This window comes from Paenibacillus sp. FSL F4-0097, assembly GCF_038593125.1.
In the GTDB taxonomy this organism is placed as follows: domain Bacteria; phylum Bacillota; class Bacilli; order Paenibacillales; family Paenibacillaceae; genus Paenibacillus_AQ; species Paenibacillus_AQ odorifer.
Genome location: NZ_CP151965.1, coordinates 3,401,742 through 3,421,371 on the forward strand (window position 1 = coordinate 3,401,742; position 19,630 = coordinate 3,421,371).

Annotated in this window: 19 protein-coding genes and 1 other annotated feature; of the genes, 16 read left to right on the forward strand and 3 right to left on the reverse strand. The window is 40.1% G+C overall.

All coding sequences use genetic code 11. The features are described from left to right. Nucleotides 1-205: 205 nt before the first annotated feature. Entirely contained in the window at nt 206-1,171 is a 966-nt protein-coding gene (locus MHH86_RS15340; protein ID WP_080742497.1) for a glycerophosphodiester phosphodiesterase, read from the forward strand. A gap of 123 nt (nt 1,172-1,294) precedes the next feature. Here MHH86_RS15340 and MHH86_RS15345 read toward each other — a convergent pair whose 3' ends face one another. Beyond that, the gene (locus MHH86_RS15345; RefSeq protein ID WP_076105706.1) at nt 1,295-1,783 is read right to left on the reverse strand and encodes a nucleoside deaminase; all 489 of its coding nucleotides are present in this window, start codon (nt 1,781-1,783) and stop codon (nt 1,295-1,297) included. Between the two features lie 151 nt (nt 1,784-1,934). Here MHH86_RS15345 and MHH86_RS15350 point away from each other — a divergent pair, with 151 nt between their 5' ends. The 7 genes from MHH86_RS15350 (at nt 1,935) to MHH86_RS15380 (ending at nt 7,403) form a co-directional block, all read left to right on the forward strand. Further along, nucleotides 1,935-2,384 (forward strand): OsmC family protein, encoded by a 450-nt coding sequence (locus tag MHH86_RS15350; protein ID WP_076105707.1) that lies wholly within the window; start codon nt 1,935-1,937, stop codon nt 2,382-2,384. A gap of 37 nt (nt 2,385-2,421) precedes the next feature. Continuing rightward, on the forward strand, nt 2,422-2,784 hold the full coding sequence (locus MHH86_RS15355; RefSeq protein WP_076141221.1) for a hypothetical protein: 363 nt from the start codon (nt 2,422-2,424) through the stop codon (nt 2,782-2,784). Further along, nucleotides 2,765-3,712, forward strand: coding sequence for an LLM class flavin-dependent oxidoreductase (locus MHH86_RS15360; protein WP_076099231.1), 948 nt, complete (start codon nt 2,765-2,767; stop codon nt 3,710-3,712). The genes MHH86_RS15355 and MHH86_RS15360 overlap by 20 nt, the downstream gene beginning before the upstream one ends. Nucleotides 3,713-3,730: 18 nt before the next feature. Next, on the forward strand, nt 3,731-4,756 hold the full coding sequence (locus tag MHH86_RS15365) for a helix-turn-helix domain-containing protein (protein WP_342479772.1): 1,026 nt from the start codon (nt 3,731-3,733) through the stop codon (nt 4,754-4,756). Between the two features lie 166 nt (nt 4,757-4,922). Continuing rightward, complete coding sequence (locus MHH86_RS15370; protein WP_076317330.1) at nt 4,923-5,717, forward strand: SDR family oxidoreductase; 795 nt, start codon at nt 4,923-4,925, stop codon at nt 5,715-5,717. A 121-nt stretch (nt 5,718-5,838) separates the two neighbouring features. Next, a complete protein-coding gene (locus MHH86_RS15375; protein WP_036683516.1) occupies nt 5,839-6,528 on the forward strand; it encodes a helix-turn-helix domain-containing protein in 690 nt (229 codons plus the stop codon). A gap of 20 nt (nt 6,529-6,548) precedes the next feature. Then, entirely contained in the window at nt 6,549-7,403 is an 855-nt protein-coding gene (locus tag MHH86_RS15380; RefSeq protein WP_081383579.1) for an IS3 family transposase, read from the forward strand. A 91-nt stretch (nt 7,404-7,494) separates the two neighbouring features. On the opposite strand, the gene MHH86_RS15385 is transcribed toward MHH86_RS15380, so the two are convergent. After that, a complete protein-coding gene (locus MHH86_RS15385) occupies nt 7,495-10,521 on the reverse strand; it encodes an ATP-binding protein (RefSeq protein WP_342479773.1) in 3,027 nt (1,008 codons plus the stop codon). An 893-nt stretch (nt 10,522-11,414) separates the two neighbouring features. Here MHH86_RS15385 and MHH86_RS15390 point away from each other — a divergent pair. From MHH86_RS15390 to MHH86_RS15410, 5 genes are all read left to right on the forward strand, one after another. After that, complete coding sequence (locus MHH86_RS15390; protein WP_076125591.1) at nt 11,415-11,762, forward strand: VOC family protein; 348 nt, start codon at nt 11,415-11,417, stop codon at nt 11,760-11,762. Nucleotides 11,763-12,014: 252 nt separating this feature from the next. Next, nucleotides 12,015-12,608, forward strand: a complete 594-nt coding sequence (locus tag MHH86_RS15395; RefSeq protein ID WP_076317050.1) for a hypothetical protein — start codon at nt 12,015-12,017, stop codon at nt 12,606-12,608. Nucleotides 12,609-12,650: 42 nt separating this feature from the next. Further along, on the forward strand, nt 12,651-13,532 hold the full coding sequence (locus MHH86_RS15400) for a phosphotransferase (protein ID WP_036677327.1): 882 nt from the start codon (nt 12,651-12,653) through the stop codon (nt 13,530-13,532). Between the two features lie 735 nt (nt 13,533-14,267). Next, nucleotides 14,268-14,717 (forward strand): DUF1569 domain-containing protein, encoded by a 450-nt coding sequence (locus MHH86_RS15405; RefSeq protein WP_036677324.1) that lies wholly within the window; start codon nt 14,268-14,270, stop codon nt 14,715-14,717. 78 nt (nt 14,718-14,795) lie between these two features. After that, nucleotides 14,796-15,033: a binding site (T-box leader), on the forward strand. A 47-nt stretch (nt 15,034-15,080) separates the two neighbouring features. Then, on the forward strand, nt 15,081-15,890 hold the full coding sequence (locus tag MHH86_RS15410) for a GNAT family N-acetyltransferase (RefSeq protein WP_036677321.1): 810 nt from the start codon (nt 15,081-15,083) through the stop codon (nt 15,888-15,890). Nucleotides 15,891-15,937: 47 nt separating this feature from the next. On the opposite strand, the gene MHH86_RS15415 is transcribed toward MHH86_RS15410, so the two are convergent. After that, entirely contained in the window at nt 15,938-16,651 is a 714-nt protein-coding gene (locus tag MHH86_RS15415) for a MerR family DNA-binding transcriptional regulator (RefSeq protein ID WP_036677320.1), read from the reverse strand. A gap of 157 nt (nt 16,652-16,808) precedes the next feature. Here MHH86_RS15415 and MHH86_RS15420 point away from each other — a divergent pair, with 157 nt between their 5' ends. From MHH86_RS15420 to MHH86_RS15430, 3 genes are all read left to right on the forward strand, one after another. Beyond that, nucleotides 16,809-17,690 (forward strand): alpha/beta hydrolase, encoded by an 882-nt coding sequence (locus MHH86_RS15420; protein ID WP_076317049.1) that lies wholly within the window; start codon nt 16,809-16,811, stop codon nt 17,688-17,690. Between the two features lie 252 nt (nt 17,691-17,942). Next, entirely contained in the window at nt 17,943-18,578 is a 636-nt protein-coding gene (locus MHH86_RS15425; protein WP_036677315.1) for a glycoside hydrolase family 11 protein, read from the forward strand. Between the two features lie 122 nt (nt 18,579-18,700). Beyond that, nucleotides 18,701-19,528: an SUMF1/EgtB/PvdO family nonheme iron enzyme gene (locus MHH86_RS15430; protein WP_076222472.1), complete on the forward strand. Its 828-nt coding sequence runs from the start codon at nt 18,701-18,703 to the stop codon at nt 19,526-19,528. Nucleotides 19,529-19,630 lie beyond the last annotated feature (102 nt).

Sequence of the window (19,630 nt, forward strand, 5' to 3'; positions counted from 1 at the left end):
GGACTCTGTATATATAGCAACTATAGTTTATACCCCACAAAGTTTAGATGTTGCTTCTTGACCTTGCAGACCCTTTCCCATTTATGCTGCCTCGCAATATTTTCTCTAGATAATCTGGTACAATAGAAATCTCCAAGCTTTGACCTTACAAATACATTGAGGTGGGATTAACATAAGGGAATATAAATCATAATTTTACACAAGAATGAATGTTAGAGCGAAAGTCACCAAGTATTCTACATTATATTTATTAAAAGATGAGGTCAGCTTAATGCAAAAAATTCAAAATTCTAGAATCTACTTTATAGGTATACATGTGCTTTTGTTAATCTTATTGTTCACCTCTTTGTATGCTTATTCCCCCTGGATTCGCATTAAAGTAAAGGAAATTATCATGCCTGCGGATAAAGTATATACAATCGCTCACCGTGGTGCTTCAGGATATGCTCCTGAGAATACAATACCTGCATTCGAACTAGCTATTGATATGAAGACCGATTATATCGAGTTAGACATTCAGTTAACAAAAGATCATGTTCCTGTTGTTATTCATGATGGGACCGTAAATCGCACCACGAATGCTAAAGGGTATGTAAAGGATTTTACTTTAGAGCAGATCTCAAAATTAGACGCGGGATCATGGTTTAATGAACAATATCCCATGTTCGCTAGAGATAAATATGTAGATTTACGTATTCCGACACTAAAAGAGGTATTTGAAAGGTTCGGAAAAGAAGTGGACTATATGATTGAGATTAAAGATCCCACGTCGAATTCGAACATCGAGGCATTGTTAAATGAAGAAATCTTAAATTATGATCTGTCGGCTCATGTTGCTATACATTCATTTAGTGAAGCGAGTTTACGTAGATTCCATTCCATAAATCCAGCAGTCCCTCTTTATCAAATTGTATGGTATGATTTTCCTGTTTATAAAATATCAGAATCCTATGTGAATAGATTAAAAACTTATGCGGTAGGCATAAGTCCTAACTTTCAAAAAATAAATGCGGCATATGTCGCGCAGGCAAAAAATTCAGGGCTAAAGGTGTTTCCATATACTGTGAATTATCAAGTGAATATGGATAAAGCCGTAATTTGGGGTGTAGATGGTGTACATACAAATTTCCCTGACCGCTTTAGCGAAGTAATTAAGAATAATAAAAGGTAAAGGGATGTGAAATCACCCTTTTCTGGACATAAATAAAGCTGCCGAGACTTTCTCGACAGCCGAAGAACCTTTATCCGAAGGTTCTTTTTTTACGGAAAAATAAAATATTTTTGATTCTTCGTATTACTGAAGAAGTCTTTTCTCGTGAAATTGTAGATGAAGCTCCCGTACTTGTTCTGCAAGATCCGGTACAGGGCCATCTACGAACGCATCGTGAATAACCTCTTGAATCCTTAAATTACGGACGGGTGATGCTGCAATTCCCATATCATTTAACCACGCCGATAATTGCTTCGAGGAACTGGCATATACAATTCGTCCTAAACGAACCCAACCGTGTGCCGCTGCACACATAGGGCAATGTTCTCCGGAGGTATACACTGTTGCCTGCTTACGTTCTTCCAGTGTCATATTCTGAGCTGCCCAGCGGGCTAAAGCGAATTCGGGATGCTGAGTATGGTCACCGCTACCTACATGGTTGCGGTCTTCCGCCAGCACTTCTCCACTTGCTGATACAAGGACTGAACCAAAGGGTTCGTCCCCAGCTTCTAGTGCAATTCGGGCAAGTTCAATACAACGCTTGAGATGTTTGATATCCGTGTCGTTTATCATGATAGTAGAACCTCCTGGATTTTAATTTATAGATAAGTTTCATGAATAGTAGGCCTGAGCCTGTTTGTTCACCACATTCTTCTATGTTAGCATGTAAAGTATTCGATGAAAAATATATCATGCAATATCAAGCTAGGGAGGATATATAAAAATGAAGCACCCATTTGTATTGAACGCCGTATGGAACGGTGGCCGTAACAGTGACGGAACTATTGAAGCTGGACAGCTTAAGACTCAAATCTCCATTCCGAAGGAAATGGGAGGACCCGGTGTAGGAACGAATCCGGATGAGATGCTTTTGGGAGCAGCAGCAACCTGTTATCTCATTACACTTGCAGCAATGCTGGAGCGGGCAGGGCTTACGACTTCAGAGCTGACGTTAACCTCAGAGGCGACGGTCGATGTAACGAATAACATTTTTACATATGAAGCCATCAAACATTCACCCCTAATCACCCTTACCAAAGATGCGTCACAGGACGATATCGATAAAACCATCCGTATTGCCCATAAAGCAGAAGGCTCCTGCATGATCTCCAGAGCCGTTGCAGGAAATGTAGAAATCACGACAGAGCCAACGGTGCTGACTGCAAGCCTATAAAATTGAGTCCTAGGTAATCAGAGAGGAGACGTTAACTTTGAATGTTGAGTTATATAAGGATTTGATCAAGGATGATCGCGGAAATTATTACGTAGCTGTACAAAAAGAGGGCAATGAGCTGACTTTGGTAAACGCAATGCTAGAGCGGTCTTACCAAGAGCTGTGGGAGTTTAATGAAGCTTTCAAAAAGAAGTACGCGGAATACGAGCATCAGTTCATCGGCAAAATGATTATGGATAAGCTGCGGCACGATGTTGTTTTTGCCTCCAAAGAAGACGGCCATGGCCGAATGTATGATCTGGCCGCGGTTGCAGTTGATTACAAGCTTATTTTTATCGATATGATCGAATTTTACCGAAACCCTCGAGTAGGACTTAATCATGACAAGAACATCCATTAAGCTTAGTGTATTAGATCTCGTACCTGTTTTTAATACGGTGGATGCTATTACCGCATTGGGACAAGCAGTGAAGCTGGCTCAGACAGCAGAAAGACTGGGATATTCTCGTTATTGGGTTGCTGAACATCATGATATGCCGGGATTAGCATGTACCTCTACGGAGGTGCTTTTATCGCATATTGGAGCGAAAACAGCACACATTCGCCTTGGCTCAGGGGCTTTATTGCTGCCACATTATAAGCCGCTAAAGGTGGTGGAAGCATTTCATTTGCTGGCCAGTTTGTACCCGGGACGCATCGACCTTGGATTAGGCAGAGCTCCCGGCGGTACTGCTGAAGTAAGTTTAGCACTGAGTGGAAATTTTCTCGAAAATGTTTGGAAAATGCCAGAACTGCTTAAAGGCGTCACTGAATTATTACAGGGCAACTATTCCTATGAAGGACGTTCAATAACCGCCCGGCCGGTCCCACCCGTATCTCCAGAGCTATGGCTGCTGGGTACAAACAAGAAAAGCGCGGCATATGCTGCCGAGTTTGGAGCAGGTTATGTGTTCGGCCAGTTCATGAGCGATGTAGCAGGGGAGGAGGTTTTGCAAGCTTACCGTGAAACATTTACTCCTTCTTCACTTTCTCCTGAACCGCGGGCCATGGTTGCTGTTGGCGTCATTTGCGCCGAGACTGAGGAAGAGGCAGAGCGATTGGCCTCATCTGGTACGGCATTATTCCAACAAGAAGGTTCTGCCGAAGCGAAGTCTGAGCCCTTGGAACGCAAGCTGCTGGTAGGTACTCCGGAAAGTGTTAAAGGTAAGTTGGAACGGTTATCTCTTTTGTATGGAGTTAATGAATTCATTATCGTTACCATGATTCCAGATTATGAGAAACGATTGCATTCGTTCGAACTGCTTGCCCAAGCGTGCTGGAGTTCTTAATAAAGGAGGTCCATATGTATGAAGTCTCATACCTCTGATCAAATTAAAATCCCACCAGGATTTTGGGCTGGATTAAGTCAATTAGGGATAACTGCACAAGATGTAGCCAGCAAAGCAAATCTTCCACTTAGCCATCTCAGAGAGTCAGAAGTCACCACTGCTCAATATTTCGCAGTCTGGCAGGCATATAACGATCTCATTGGGGATACTGCCGAAGGAATCATTAAGCTTGCAACCGTCTTTGAAACCACACAATATCCGCCGACGGTTTTAGCAACATACCATGCTAAGGACTATCGCGATGCTCTTAACCGAATGGTACGATACAAACAAATGTGCCCTCCTAAAAGCTTGCGTATTACCGAGGAAGGCGAGCTATGTACAATCGAATTGGAATGGCAGCATCCCGGGCATTCTGGTCCACCGCTGCTGCTCGGCCTCACTTTGGCATTTCTTCTAGAACTCGGACGGCGAGGCACAGGTCTACCTTTGACAGCACAGCTTGTCGAGTTTTCACAGCCTATAGGAAATGTAAAGATTCTTGAAGCTTATTTCGGCTGCCGAATTCAGATAGATGCTCAATATAATCGTTTGACGTTGCGTCGAAATGATTTGAATCATCCTTTTATCTCGTACAACGAAGAGCTGCTGGAGATTCTGACTCCCGTTTTGGACCGGACGCTTGCTGAACAGAAGGGCACACGCTCTATAACCGAGAGGGTCAAATGGATCATGAAACGCAGCTTCAGCGGAGGACGCCCTGACATTCAAGCTGTTGCGAAGGTATTAAGTATGAGTGACCGTACCTTGCAACGCAGGCTTACTGAAGAAAACACAAGCTTCAAGCAATTGCTGACACAAGCTAGACATGAGCAAGCACGAGAGTATCTGGCAGATCCTTCGCTTGATATTAAAGAAGTGGCTTTCTTGATTGGATATGAAGACCAGAACTCGTTCTACCGTGCCTTTCGTCTTTGGGAAGGTGATACTCCTTCAAATTGGCGTAATGAACATTTAGGTTTAAACACGATACCCTCTTCATAAAGACAGTATTTTCAGAGTTTTATCATTGGCGTGTTAAACAAGAACTTTGGCGCAATCCGCTAGTTACTGAACAACCCCGGTACGATAATATAATCCTAGCCGGCACACAGGACTGTTCTTAAAATGACAACTACTCAGCACGCCGGGATAAAAGGAGAAATGTAATATGGATATGGGATTAAATAATAAAACAGCTTTAATTACAGGATCAACAAAAGGTATTGGTAAAGCAATCGCCATTGAACTCGCTAAAGAAGGAGTTAATGTACTAATTAATGGACGGAATTATGATCAGGTAGAACAGACTGTAAATGAAATAAAGTCGAATTTCCCGGCTACCTCTCCACAAAATGCTACAGCGGATATTGTGGATATTGCGCAAAGAGAAGCCTTATTCGAAAAATACCCTAATATAGATGTTTTAGTTAATAATATGGGTATCTATGAAATTATGAAATATGAGGACGTTGACGACGAAATATTTGAAAAATACATCCGTACTAATGTCCTTGCTGCGAATGGATTAACAAAATTCTATTTACCTAAAATGTTACAAAAAGATTATGGCCGAGTTCTCTTTATTGCTAGTGAAGAAGCCATTATGCCTTCAGGCCAAATGCCTCAATATGCAATGACCAAATCAATGTTATTATCATTGTCAAAAAGCTTATCTAAGTTAACGATAGGAACTGAAGTTACAGTCAATACAATCATGCCAGGACCAACACTTTCTGAAAATGTGCATCAAATTATTGATGGGATATACTCCAATGAAGATATGACTTTTTCAGAAAAAGAAAGAAAATTCATGACTACAAATCTTCCTCAATCTGAAATACAACGATTTACTAAACCTTTTGAAATAGGCAGACTAGCAGCATTTGTATGCAGTCCTTATGCCTCTGCATTTAAAGGTTCTCCAATTCGCATGGATGGGGGAATGGTGCCGACTATTTTTTAAGCTTACTCTAAAAGGATATAGATAACGATACAAAAAAGCCACTCCTTATGATAAGCTCCCATCATAGTAGACAGTAGAAAAAACAAAAACTTCTACTGCTACAATGATGGGAGTTTTTCTAATGTCTAATAGAAGTCCAACATCTTTAAAAGTAAAATTACATGTCGTAGGGCTGTGCCTTGAGCACAAGTCAAATCCAAACTATGAGGCAAAGCAGCTAGGTCTTAGTTCACACACAGTTAGAGAATGGATTAGGAAATATAAAGCAGATGGTTTGGACGGGTTGAGGGAATCGAGAACATGGAAATCATACCCAAAGGAATTGAAGCTTGCTGCTGTTAACGAAGTGTTGTCTGGTCGTTGCTCCGTTGAAGAGGTGACAAACAAGCATTATATTTCAAGCAGAAGTGTTTTGACAAAATGGATTACCAAGTATACTAATGAGATAGAATTGAAACCTACACATACAGGAAAAGGACTATCTCATATGAACCAAGGACGTAAAACAACTTTCGAAGAACGCATTGAAATTGCACAATATACCATCGCTAATGGATTGGATTATCAGAAAGCGATTGAAAAGTACGGAGTATCTTATCAGCAAGTTTACGCATGGGTTCGGAAATATCAAGTTGGCCGCGAGGAGGCTCTTCAGGACAATCGCGGTCGCAAAAAGCCTGTAGAAGAACTAGATGAGCATGACCGCCTTAAACTACGGATTAAAGAGCTAGAAGCGCGAAATGAATACCTAGAGATGGAGAATGACTTCGCAAAAAAGTTGGCGGAGATCAAGCGACGAAATACACGCTAACCCTCGTTCGACAAGTAAACTTGTATCAAGCGATTCAAGAACTGAACAAAGAAAAAGGTCACGCAATTACGAAGTTGTGTGCGTTAGCTGGGGTTGCTCGATCTGCCTATTACAAGTGGTTAAAATGGAAACCCTCTTGCATAGAACTTGAAACTCGTGCGTTAGCGAAAGAAGTAAAGCTACGATATGACAAGCGAAAAGGGATTCTTGGCTATCGTCAAATGCGCACGCAATTAAACCGAAAGCTCAAAAAGCAGTACAACAAAAAGCGTTATTACCGAATTATGTGTGCTCTTGGGCTTAAAGCAGTCATTCGCAGAAAACGAGCGAGTTATGTGAAAGCTACGGAGATCCATGTAGTTGAAAATGTAATGAACCGTAACTTTGATGCCAATTCTCCTAATTCAAAATGGTGTACAGATGTGACTGAACTGAAGTACGGGAATGGGCGCAAAGCCTATTTGAGCGCTATTATTGATGTATATGATAATTCCATTGTCTCATGGGTATTAAGCCATTCCAACAACAATAAACTCGTGATGGATACGTTGAAGAGGGCTTACGCGAAGAATCCTGGCGTATCCCCTCTTTTACAAAGCGACAGAGGCTTCCAGTACACGTCTCATGAGTACAACCGACTTCATGTAAAATACGGATTTAAGAAAAGCATGTCTCGTGTGAGTCGGTGTTTGGACAACCAACCTATTGAGCGTTTTTGGGGTACATACAAGTCAGAAAGCTATTATCTTACAAAGTATGACACCTATGATGATGTCCTCACAGAGGTTAGCAAATATATTCACTACTACAATAATTACCGCTACACAGAGTGTTTGGATGGCTTGTCACCTAGCGAATACCGACGAGCTGCATAACGAAGATACCTCAGTTCTGGCAATACGAACTGAGGTATCTAAACTAACTATTTTTGTTTTTTACACTGTCCACTTGACAGGGAGCACTTCATTATGGAGCGGCTTTTTTGCTTGAAAAGTTATCACTGTCCTCTGGTACAACAAAGGATACCAAGGTGCCTTCTCCAGGCTTACTCTGGATCGAGAGACCTTGACCATATAATTGACTTAACCTCCGATGGGTGTTGGCCAGCCCGATGCCACCTTTGCCTTCCATCATTGGCTTCAGCAGTAAAGAGAGGGTCCCGGAATCCATACCTTGCCCATTATCCTCCACCTCAATCTTTACAGCGTTGTGCAGACGGATAATACGTATTTCAACAGTCCCACCCTGTTGGCGCTTAAGTATACCGTGCTTAACAGCATTTTCTACCAACGGTTGGATGGATAGAGGAGGAATTAAGATGTCAATATTCGGATCTACCTTCCAGATAACAGATATCCTTTCTGCAAATCGAGTCTGTTCAATATAAAGATAAGATTCTACCAATTCCAGTTCATGGGAGAGGTTCACGAGCTCTCCGATATTTAAAAAGTCAAAACTGATTCTTAAGAAAGAAGTAAACGCACCAATGAGCTCCTGCATTTTTTTAGTATCCAAATCACTGAGTGCGGCAATAGAGTTCAACGTATTGAATAAAAAATGCGGTTGTATCTGTGCTTGTAGATAGGCTGCTTCTATCCGCACCCGTTCATTGAAGGATAGCTTCATTGCAGTTAAAGCCCGAATACGATATTTAAGCTCCACTGCGTCCACAGGTTTTGTGACATAATCATTGGCACCGGACAAAAATCCAGTATAAATATCCTCAGGCTGACTACGGGCAGTAAGCAGTAGAATCGGAAGCTCATATAAGGAGTAACGAGTACGAACCTTCTGTGTTAATTCGTATCCCGACATCTGTGGCATCATAACATCGCCAATAAGTAAGTCCCAGTTCCTTTTATCCAACAATTCCAATGCTTCATGGGCTGAGTTCACGGTAGTTATGATATAAGGTTCGGTTTCAAGAATACCCTTTAGTACATTCAGATTGACAGGATCATCATCTACCACCAGAATATTTACCTTAATCTCTGTAAAAAGCGGCGGAATTTTTTCAGAGTGATTACTTGGCTGATGTTCGGAAATTCCCCACTCAGCCATCTGTCTATGAATCTCATCTGCCATATACGAAACTGTAGGTTCCGTCTGTTTTATTATCTGTTCGCTGTAAGAATCGGCAAGAGAGAGTGTGAAACTAAAAGTTGAACCTTTACCAAGCTCTGATTGAATGCTTAGGCTGCTTCCATGCAGTTCTACCAGCTGCCGGCATATGCTTAATCCCAGCCCAATTCCACGCCCGTCATTTATTCCGTGAGGGCCTTGCTCATAGGGTAGAAATATCCGTGCCATAGTCTCTTCAGTCATGCCTACTCCGGTATCTGTCACATAGATAAGAACCTGTCCGTCCTGTTCCTCAGCCTTAACAGTTACAAGTCCTGCTTCGGTGTATTTGAGCGCGTTGTGCACCAGATTTAATAAAACCTGCACCAGTCTTTTCTCGTCCGCACGAACTGGCGGCATAGCTTCCGGGATATCCATAGATAGCTGTACTGGCTTACCTTCAATCATATATTGAAGCATACTAATCACACCGGGAACTACCGATTGAACCGAAATAGGTTCCTGTTGTAAAATAACACGATGCTCCTGAAGACGGACCACATCCAGTAGATCACCAAGCATATGAGACATACGGCGGCTGATTGTAATCAGCAGTTCCATATCTTGACGGCTACTTTCGTAAAGTCTGTCCTTTTCTTTTGTGACAATATTTTGCGCGATATTCATGATTCCGTGAAGCGGTGTACGCAGCTCATGTGAGGTATTAGCGAGAAACTGGTCCTTAAGTTTGTCTGCTTTTTTCAGCTGCTCATTTAGTTCCATGTTCTCTTTAGCATTTTGAAAATACTTTTTAAACCAATAAGCTGAGAAGCCCACGATGGCTGCGATAATATCCAAAGGATAATAGACAATTGAATAGTGTCCGTTACTATCCCACAAATTCCATAACAAATTAGAAACGATCGCCGCACCTGATAACAGCAGAAAAACAACATCTTTATCATCTTGCTTTTTGAACAATAAGCGCCCTAAGCTATAGAGCAACCAAATGAAGGGAATATACTGGAACACTTGAATGATTCCCAAATGAATGGATGTGCTGACTAAATAAGCAGGGACAATAAATATAAACAAGGTATAAAGGAAAAGACACCATGTGTAAGCACGTAACCACTTGTTGACTTTGGCACCTGAGGTGAATTTCCTGAAAACAAGCAGAATAAAAAGGTTTTGCCATAAGAAGGCGATCAAACGGATTTTTAAGGACCAAGTATAATTAATCGGCAGTAATGAAAGCACTAAGTTGTCATTTCGAGCTAAAAGGATTACAGCTACAGATAAGGTCATTAACCCTACAAGAAACAGAGCACGTTCTTTAGGATTAAATAAGTACAGAATACAGGCATAAAGCCCATGCAGTAGTAAGATAATTGCTGTAAGCATTTGAAATCCGACAGTGTAAAAGTATGTCCGGTCAATGAGTTCCTGAGAGCCAAAGAAAATAGGGCCTTTTATACCGCCCTTATAGGGGTGATCAAAGTTAGCTACGTGAATAAATACATCTATCACTGTGGTGTTTTTTGAAAAATAAGCTGCTGTATATGAGGTGGTTTTGGGTACATATGTATCGGCATCAAGAGCTATTACCCCATTATTGAGAATAGGAGTGCCGTTAATCTCCACACTGGAAGCGGAATAAATTTGTTTGATCCAGAAAGAGACAGGTTGCTGAAGCGGGTCTACCAAAATTCGCAGACGATACGTACCATAACCATAAGAAGAATTCTGATCGCTTCCCATAACATGGCTCCAATTTCCAGGAACTTGAAGCGAGTGGGATAGCTTTGGTATAGTAGAAGTCTTCGATGAAACGAATTGCGAAGGATAGAAGCTCCATTCACCATCCAGCCTGAATAAGTTAGCCTGCTCCAGATCCTGGCCGCGTAAATCCAGTACCCCATTGTTAATCACAGGTACAGTGTCGGAAACCTTAAATATACTCAACCAAATGCAGCGTAGGCCAAAGAGAATGCTTATAAAAAGTAGAATGATAGCTAATTTGTTTAGGATAGTTTTATTTTTCATGAGAACATTATAGCAAATAATTCTAATCTAGAATCTAAAATGAAGATTATTTACATAAGAAGGAGAAGTAGTGAGCAACGGACACTGCGTGGGGCTAAGAGGAATGTTCTCCACATGGAAGAAGCATGATGTATCTCCTTGAACATTTGCGTACTCGAATACACGAACACTCGAACACACGAACATACGAACACACGAACACACGAACACACGAACACACGAACACTCGGATACTTGATTGGTGCTTCTCTGTTGGGCGTCTGGATTACCGAATGTGCTATTTGGCTGCTGGTTTGGCGTTTGTGTTACCTAATTTGTGACTATGCTGCTGGTTTGGCGTTTGTGATACCGGATGTGCGACTATGCTGCTTGTTGTGCGTATTGTATTCCCACACGCTATCTTCACCATGAGCGATCGGACTCAGATGCAGCTATTCGGCTGAATTTTGACTTTTAAGAAGTGTTTCGGACCCCAGAGGCGTTATTTGTTCCAAACATGCGTGATATGAGGGCTTTTCGAGCCAATAGCGACTATAGAGTCCGATAGGTTCTCAAATGAGCCGAATTATGGTTAATAGCGACTATAGGGTCCGATAGACTTCACTCCTGCTTCTAATGCCATTTGTTATATGCTTGGCTTCTCGTTTATTGTGAATGTGATTTTGAATACCCCGTTAGTACTAACCTTCGGTGTAATGACTGGAGGTTAACGGTGGATTCTCCTTAATCCTAAAGGGTATATTATTAGAAAATTCAATGCAGACAGGAATGTAGATACGATGATTAAAGGTTTCGGAGGAATATTCTGGAGAACTAAGAATCTTGAAGCTACAAAAAAATGGTACAGTGAGGTGTTGAAGCTTGACATTGAGAATTGGAATGGGACTGTGATAAAACCTCAAGTGGGAAATGAGACTATTTTTTCTTTCTTTACCGAGGATGACAGTTATTTTCCAATAGAACAACAAGTGATGTTGAATTTCCAAGTGCATGATCTAAACGAGACGATTAAGCATTTTGAACAGATTGGTGTACCTCTTGCAAAGAAAATAGAGATTAGTGAATTTGGAAAGTTTATTTGGATTGAAGACCCAGAAGGTCGACTGATCGAGCTTTGGGAGAAATAAGGAGTTGCAGGTTATTATTAAGCTACCGGTGCGTTAATTTAATAATATAGCTAATTAACTTCTATCATCTTAGGTGCGGCGCTTGCGCTGCATGCATGGCTAACAGAATACTATTCTCACCCAAATAGGGAGCATACCATCTAGGTGTACTCCCTGTTTCATTGAAGGAACTGGAAAATTAGTGCAACATTTCACCTATTAATAAAGTCAATAAAGATGTTATGAAATAAAATCATAAGAGCAGGTGGTAAATTGAATCTTCGTTTAATCACGTTAATATGTTTATTTACATTCGCGTTCTTTATTGCAAATGGACAAGATGCTAAAGCTTTATCCTGTGTCGAGATAGGAAGTCCCCAAGAAGCCCTAGAGGTCTACGGTGGAGCTATTTATGGTGAAGTAAAACAAATAAAGGTTGATTTGAAACAAGAAGGATTTGCGGGGCCAAAAGAGAAAATCAGATATATATTAGTGGATGTTGAACGAAGTTGGAATACTGAAGTTGACTCTCAAATTATTGTGGGAACAGACTACACTTGGGGTTTTGATTTTAAGGAAGGTAATAAATACTTAATATACATTAGCGAAGTGGATGGCGTAACAAGCAGTAGTCCATGCAGTTCAACCATTGAAATGAATAACCTTAACCAAGCAACAGAACTATTCGGTGAAGGACTTCGACCCAAACAGCAAGTACACATAGAATACAAGATGTGGTTAATGTTTGAGCAGGATACTGATTTGTATATCGTAATTGCAATAGTACTAGTAGTGATTTCAGTCATTTACCTGAGAGCTATTGCACTAACGGTTAGGATAGTTCAAATAAAATTAAGAAAAAGATAGCTGAACTAATTACTATTTCATTCATAACATGTGAGGTGCGAGTTGAACTTAGTAGAAATGATCATAAAAAGATTTAACCTTAATGTATTAAGTATAGATAATGTTCCTGAGTCCTTTAGTTCACAAGTATACAAGCTGAATCTTACTAATGGAGAAACGGTGTATGCGAAGATCCCTTATAACAGGGATAAGCTATATCGCGAATATCGTATGCTTGAAATGTTGAGAGAGGTATTACCGGTTCCAAAAGTGTTAGACTTCTGGAGTGGGGATGACTTAATCTCTGGTGCATTACTTTTATCTGAGATTAAAGGTATACCATGTACAGGTGCTATTGACGATGAATTAGCATTTCAAATTGGGTTACTTCACGCAAACCTGCATGAAGTTAAAATGCCGGGATATGGTGTGGAAGGATTAGACGGTTTTCAATTTTCTAATCAGAACAATTGGAGACTTTATATAAGAAATAGCTTTGAAAAATTTATAGAACCTTGCAAGGAAGTCCTTGAGAGAGGACTTTTCGAAAAATGTATTAATTACTTTGAGGGTGCTTTCTCAGTTTTACCTCCTCCTGATGGCCCGTGTGTTGTTCATATGGATTTTCGACAAGGTAATATACTAACAAATAATAATATGGTTGTTGGAATTATTGATTTTGAGAGTGCACGGGGTGGATCCTCTGAAATTGATTTCACAAAAATTAACCGATATGTTTGGGAAGTGAATCCTCAAAGTAGAATTTCGTATAAAAAGGGATATTCAACAATTCGTCCTCTAATGGATTTGGAAACAATACTACCCTTTTATAATTTTTACGATGCTTTTAGTGCTGTTGTCTGGTGTAAAAATAGAGGGATTGAAAAGAACAGGGCGTTCCTAAAGGAAAGTATTTCTGTATTGCAGAAATCCGTAGGTTGTTGAAATTACGGGACACGTTAGTTTGCGAAGGATATTCCTTGTTTTACGGAGGAGATGATAATCTGAAACTATTTATTGATTGGCTAAACCGCAATCGAATACGTCGATGCGAAGCCTGCAACACTGAGCTTAATATTTATTCATATTTCTCCGATGAATCGCAGATTTTGTACTGTGTTGCATGCAATAAGTATTATATTAGGGCGGACAAAAGCTCTCCCATATTTAAGTATGAAGTTTCCGAGGGGCTTTTAAAGATATGGGAAATGGACCCTTATCATAGTTATTATACAGGGATTCCAATTAGCGAAGCATACGAGCCGAAGTGGATTAAATTTCTCCGTAAAATATTAAGATAACAGGAAACGATAGTTAAATAACGAGTTAAGACGACGAGCTACCTGCATTATGGGTAACTTTGTTACGTTAGCGGACATGATAGTGAATAAAGGATAGAATGATAGAGAAGGGCGAAGATTAGATTGGTAGTAGCTGTCGAATTGTAATGTTGCAACGATGAATATAATAGCCCAAGAAGATTTTCGTCCAGCTGGTTGAACTTACTCCAGCTGGTGCAGAAATATTGGGTGCTATCTACGAACAATATCCTGAGTGGAACCAGCATCTAATAACTAAACTTGTACTTGTACCAGAGCAATGGGATAAGATAGCAGACTCTATTGACAATTTCATGCTAACTTTTGAAAAAAACAGAAAATCGAAATGGGGAGTGTGTTTATGGAAAATATATACAACAAATTACATACCGCAGAAATACTGAGCCGTATCGAGAATTTAAGTCCAAATTCTAAACCGCAATGGGGAAAAATGAATGTTGCTCAAATGTTGGCTCACTGTTCTGCATTTCAAGACATCGCAATTGGAAACTCCTTTCCCCCTAGAAATTGGCTAGGAATGCTAATAGGAAGTTTTATAAAATCTATTTTTTATAATGACAAGCCGGTACCACACAATATGTCAACAATTCCGACCATACTTATTTTAGATGACAGAGATTTTGGGAAAGAAAAAGAAATACTGAAACAAAAGATTTTAATTTTTCAAAGTAACGGTCCGGAAAAATGTTCATCCCATCCACATCCTTTTTTCGGAAAATTCACTCCGGAGCAATGGGGTAAAGGGATTTATAAACATCTAGACCATCATTTAAGACAATTTGGTGGTTAGTATTTTTGCGCAATGAACAATAATATATTATTGACATAAAATCCCTATTACTTTATATTGTATCTAATTACATTGCAATCAAATGCGACGAAGAGGACAAGTAAATCCGGAAATGTCGATCAGAGAACTGCCGGTTGGTGCGAGGCAGTGGACACCCGAATCGAACAATCGCCTCAGAGCTGGCTCCCGAAATCATAGTAGGCGGGCCCGGGATTCTGCCGTTACAAAGAAGCATCGTTGTTGGACGATGGCAGAGAGGGTGTATTCACGAATACACTAATCAGGGTGGTAACGCGGAATCTACTCCGTCCCTAATGGGACGGAGTTTTTTGCGTTCATATAAATAAATAAGGAGGAGTAACGATGTTCCAAAAAATCAATGTTTCCGATCGCATACTAAGCCAGGATATGTTTATTGCTGATGAGGTTCAATACAACCTGATTCACCTTATTTGCGAGTCGAAGAGTTCTAGATGCTTAAAAGATTCTGGTGAAACAATGATCTATGCCCAGTCAACGGGACATAACGCATGGCTTTGGAGTTCTAAGGAGATTGCCGAGGATAAGAAGATCGTTCTCTACGAAGAACTTATAGAATTCCTTAAAGGGACAACATTATCGGGAGTATCTGGAGAACCAAAAACAACAGAACGTTTTGCACAGCTGTATTCTCAGGCAAATAATCTTCAATATGAGTCCACGATGACTATAGAATCTTATTTCTGTACAGATCCAAAGAAACCTTTGAACGTAAAGGGCATAATGCAACAAGCAACGAGAAAAAATGTGGCCATTGTAGCAGAATTTTTGGCGGGTTTCTCAGAGGGGGCTTATGGGATTACGGTGAACCCAGAAACTAAAATTCTAGATGCCAAGAGGATGATTGAGACAGGTGACTTGTATTTATGGTTTGTAGACGATAAACCTGTATCGATGGCGTACATTGCACATCGGTCGGCAAGATATTCTAGATTAAATGCGGTATACACACCTCCGTCTTGCCGGAAAAAAGGTTATGCAAGTGCACTAGTAGCAGAGTTATGTTCTGTTCTTTTATCGGAGGATTTAGTGCCCATGCTTTATGCTGATTTAAAGAATCCTGACTCCAATAAGGTTTATCGAAATATTGGTTTTGTGGAAAGCGGAAAGATTGTTGACATCAAGTTCAAATAGGCACGAAAGGGCTACCGCAAGGTAGTCCTTTTTCTATGATCAATATGTTACTTGGCATTACTTTTATACAATTTAACATAGTTTGTAAGTTCAGCTATCGCGAAAAATTGCTTCGTTAATTGAGAATTCAATTTTTGTAAGGCAAGCTGAAAGGATACCTCCACTTTTTTGTAGTTATGTGTTTCTATTTCATTCAAAAGCTGTTTCATATTCTCGATATAATAAACAGTTTTCCTTAAACTGCTGATAAGAATAATTTTTCTTAATTCCGTTAAAGTGAAGACTCTGTAGCCATTATCTTTGTTCCTATTCGAAGAGATTAGCCCTTCTTGTTCCCAATGCCGAATAGCTGATGGATTAACTCCTGCCATTTGTGCAACTTCACCAATCGTCATTGAATCTGTTACAGTTAAATCTTTGTATTTTGATAAATCAACATCCCGAAACATGCGTAAAACTTCCTCTAACCTTTCTTTTTCCACTTGGGTCTTATGTTGCTCTTGATTGATTGCCCAAAGAGCAGACTCCATCTGCTGGCCTTTAATCTTCCTCATCACATCGTACACAACCGGAATTTCATATCCCTGCAATAATGCCCGAATGGTAATAAAAGCTTGCACATGGATGGAAGTGTAACATCTGCGGTTGCTGGCGGTCCTTGGTACATCTGGAATTAAACCTTGATCTTCGTATCTCCTTAAAGTAGTGGTACTCACATTTAATTGCTTAGCTATCAGTGTAGGTGTATATATCTCTTCCATAATCATCATCGCCCCAAAACATTAAAGTTGAACCTTCAAGTGCTACAACAATATTAAATCGAATTTAGGCAGATATATCAAGGGAGGTAGAGGGATAAACCGAAAGATTGCATGAATGTTATATGATACTTTTATAGAACACAAAGGAGTGAGTTCATTGAAAAAGATAATACAATTAGCAAACCAATCAGAAATAGAAGTAGGTATGGCAGGGCTTCCAGATCGTCCAACCATCATGTTACCCATCGCTAAAAAATCTGTGTACAATCAAGAAGCAGAAAACTTAAAGCTATGGGGAGTAGATCCCGAATTAGGTAAACATTTTGTTGAAGGATTAGCGGACACTTTTCAAGTGCTTTATTTCGATTATGAAGGTCATCTATTTCAACATCCAGTGGAAAATCTAACAGCAGATCATATTGTGAAGGATCTACTCCACATTGCGGATGAAATGAATGTTACAAGCTTTAGTTACTACGGTTATTCCTGGCTTGCGTTGATTGGATTGCAAATGGCTATAAGAACAGATCGCTTGGAGAGTTTGGTAATGGGAGGTTTTCCACCCTGTAATGGCCCCTATCAAGAAATGAGGGTTGTGACCCATAAAACACATACACAAGCTTTGAGTAACCAAAATGAATCTGTAGAAAGCCCAACAGGATCGGAGAATCCAAACGAAATGGATTGGGACAATATAAAGGTTACCATAGATACCCATGTTGCAGCACAATTTGTCTCTCTATACCAGAGCCTCACAGCCTTTGATGATCGCAGTATTCAACATTTGCTTAATCTCCCAAAACTAGCTTTTGCAGGTGGAAATGATACGATCGTTTACGGTGAAAATTTCGGGAGCGTTACCGTTGACATCGTCGGGTTGTTAAAAAAGAATAAGGAGCAGTTGGCGGATTTAGGCTGGGATGTTGAAATCCTTTCGGGAGCCCAGATGGACCATACAAAAGCTATGCAGCCAGCAGTAGTTGTACCACTGATTAAGCCATGGTATATGAACGTGTTACTAAAAAATACTGGATTGTAATTGTGGCAGATACAAAAATCCAGTGAATTAGGTATCCCAAAAGAACAATACTTTTTAGGGTAAAATCTTTAATTTGAAGAGATTAAATAGTAAACGATCTATGATAAGATTCCATATGTAATCGCTTACATTAATATATATGGAAGGAAGTGGTGTTGCGAATCTGCCCCAACAAGAAATTGCTCGACTACTAGAAATACAGACAAGCAGTATGTAGGTATGTAGTGACAAAAAAATTTCAGGAGGTAGATTATGTTTAAATTTAACAAGAAAATCGTGACTGTAATTATGGCCGCTTCAATGAGTTTCAGCTTGTTTGCAGCAACCTCAAGTGCAGCGACAGACTATTGGCAAAATTGGACCGATGGTGGCGGGACAGTAAATGCTACTAATGGATCTGGTGGGAATTACAGTGTTACATGGTCAAATACTGGTAACTTTGTTGTTGGTAAAGGTTGGAATACTGGATCCCCATCTAGAACAATAAACTACAATGCAGGCGTCTGGGCACCATCCGGCAATGGGTATTTAACTCTTTATGGGTGGACGAGAAACTCCCTCATAGAATATTACGTCGTTGATAGTTGGGGCACTTATAGACCTACTGGAACTTATAAAGGTACCGTGACCAGTGATGGAGGCACATACGATATATATACGACTACGAGAACGAACGCCCCTTCTATTGATGGTACGGCAACCTTCACACAGTTTTGGAGTGTAAGACAATCCAAGCGAGCAACGGGAAGCAATGTCGCGATCACTTTTGCCAACCATGTTAATGCTTGGAAAAGTTACGGAATGAATCTGGGCAGCAGTTGGTCTTACCAGGTATTAGCGACAGAAGGATATCAAAGTAGCGGTAGCTCAAACGTAACAGTCTGGTAATAACAGGTTTTCTATAAGTAATCACTATCATTGCTAAGGTTGTCGGTCCACAGCCGGCAGCCTTAGATCATTCAGCAAATGATACTTAACTACATACCAGTGGTTGGAAAGGAGATATATCCATGAGAAAACTATTAATCTCTCTTTTAATAGTAGTTGCTATCAGCGCTTGTTCGCAAGAAAAGCCTGAACAGAAGGATACTTATGTATTGGTTAAAGGTGGAAATTTTATTAACACAAATTCCAACTACAAAAGTACAACTATATCAAATTTCTATATCGGCCAATATGAAGTTACTCAAAAAGAGTGGGTTGAAATAATGGGAAGTAACCCTTCAGCATTCAAAGGCGACAACTTGCCAGTAGAAATGGTTAACTGGTATGACGTAATAGATTACTGTAATAAAAGAAGTATAAAAGAGGGGTTCAAACCCTATTACAATATAGATAAAAATAAAAAAGATCCGAATAATAAGAGTGATAACGATACTTTAAAATGGACAGTAACGCTCAATGTTGGAGCTAATGGTTACCGATTGCCTACTGAAGCAGAGTGGGAATATGCTGCAAGTGGAGGACAGTTTAGCAAAAGTTACACCTACAGTGGAAGCAATAAAGCAGATGAAGTAGCATGGTATTGGCAAAACGCTGGAGACAAATACTTATCAGGAGATTGGAACTGGCCGATCATAGATAACAACCACAACAAAACAAAATCTATTGGTGGCAAAAAACCTAATGAGCTAGGTCTTTACGATATGTCAGGGAATGTTAGGGAATGGTGTTGGAACTGGTACGGAGATATAGATAGTAAGAGCGGTTCTTTCCGGGTTGTAAAGGGTGGCGGGTGGATCGGCGGCATTAACAACAACGAGATTTCATTTCGGGGAAAGTTCGAAGCGAATTGTATGGGTCCTGATCAAGGTTTTCGAGTGATTCGTGGTAAGTAGATGGGAACAAGACATACCAAGTCTAATCGAAAAAAGCTGAAAAGGGGTTGATTAATAAACAAGCTTTGCGCTCGAATATAATCAAACCCCAATATGTATGTT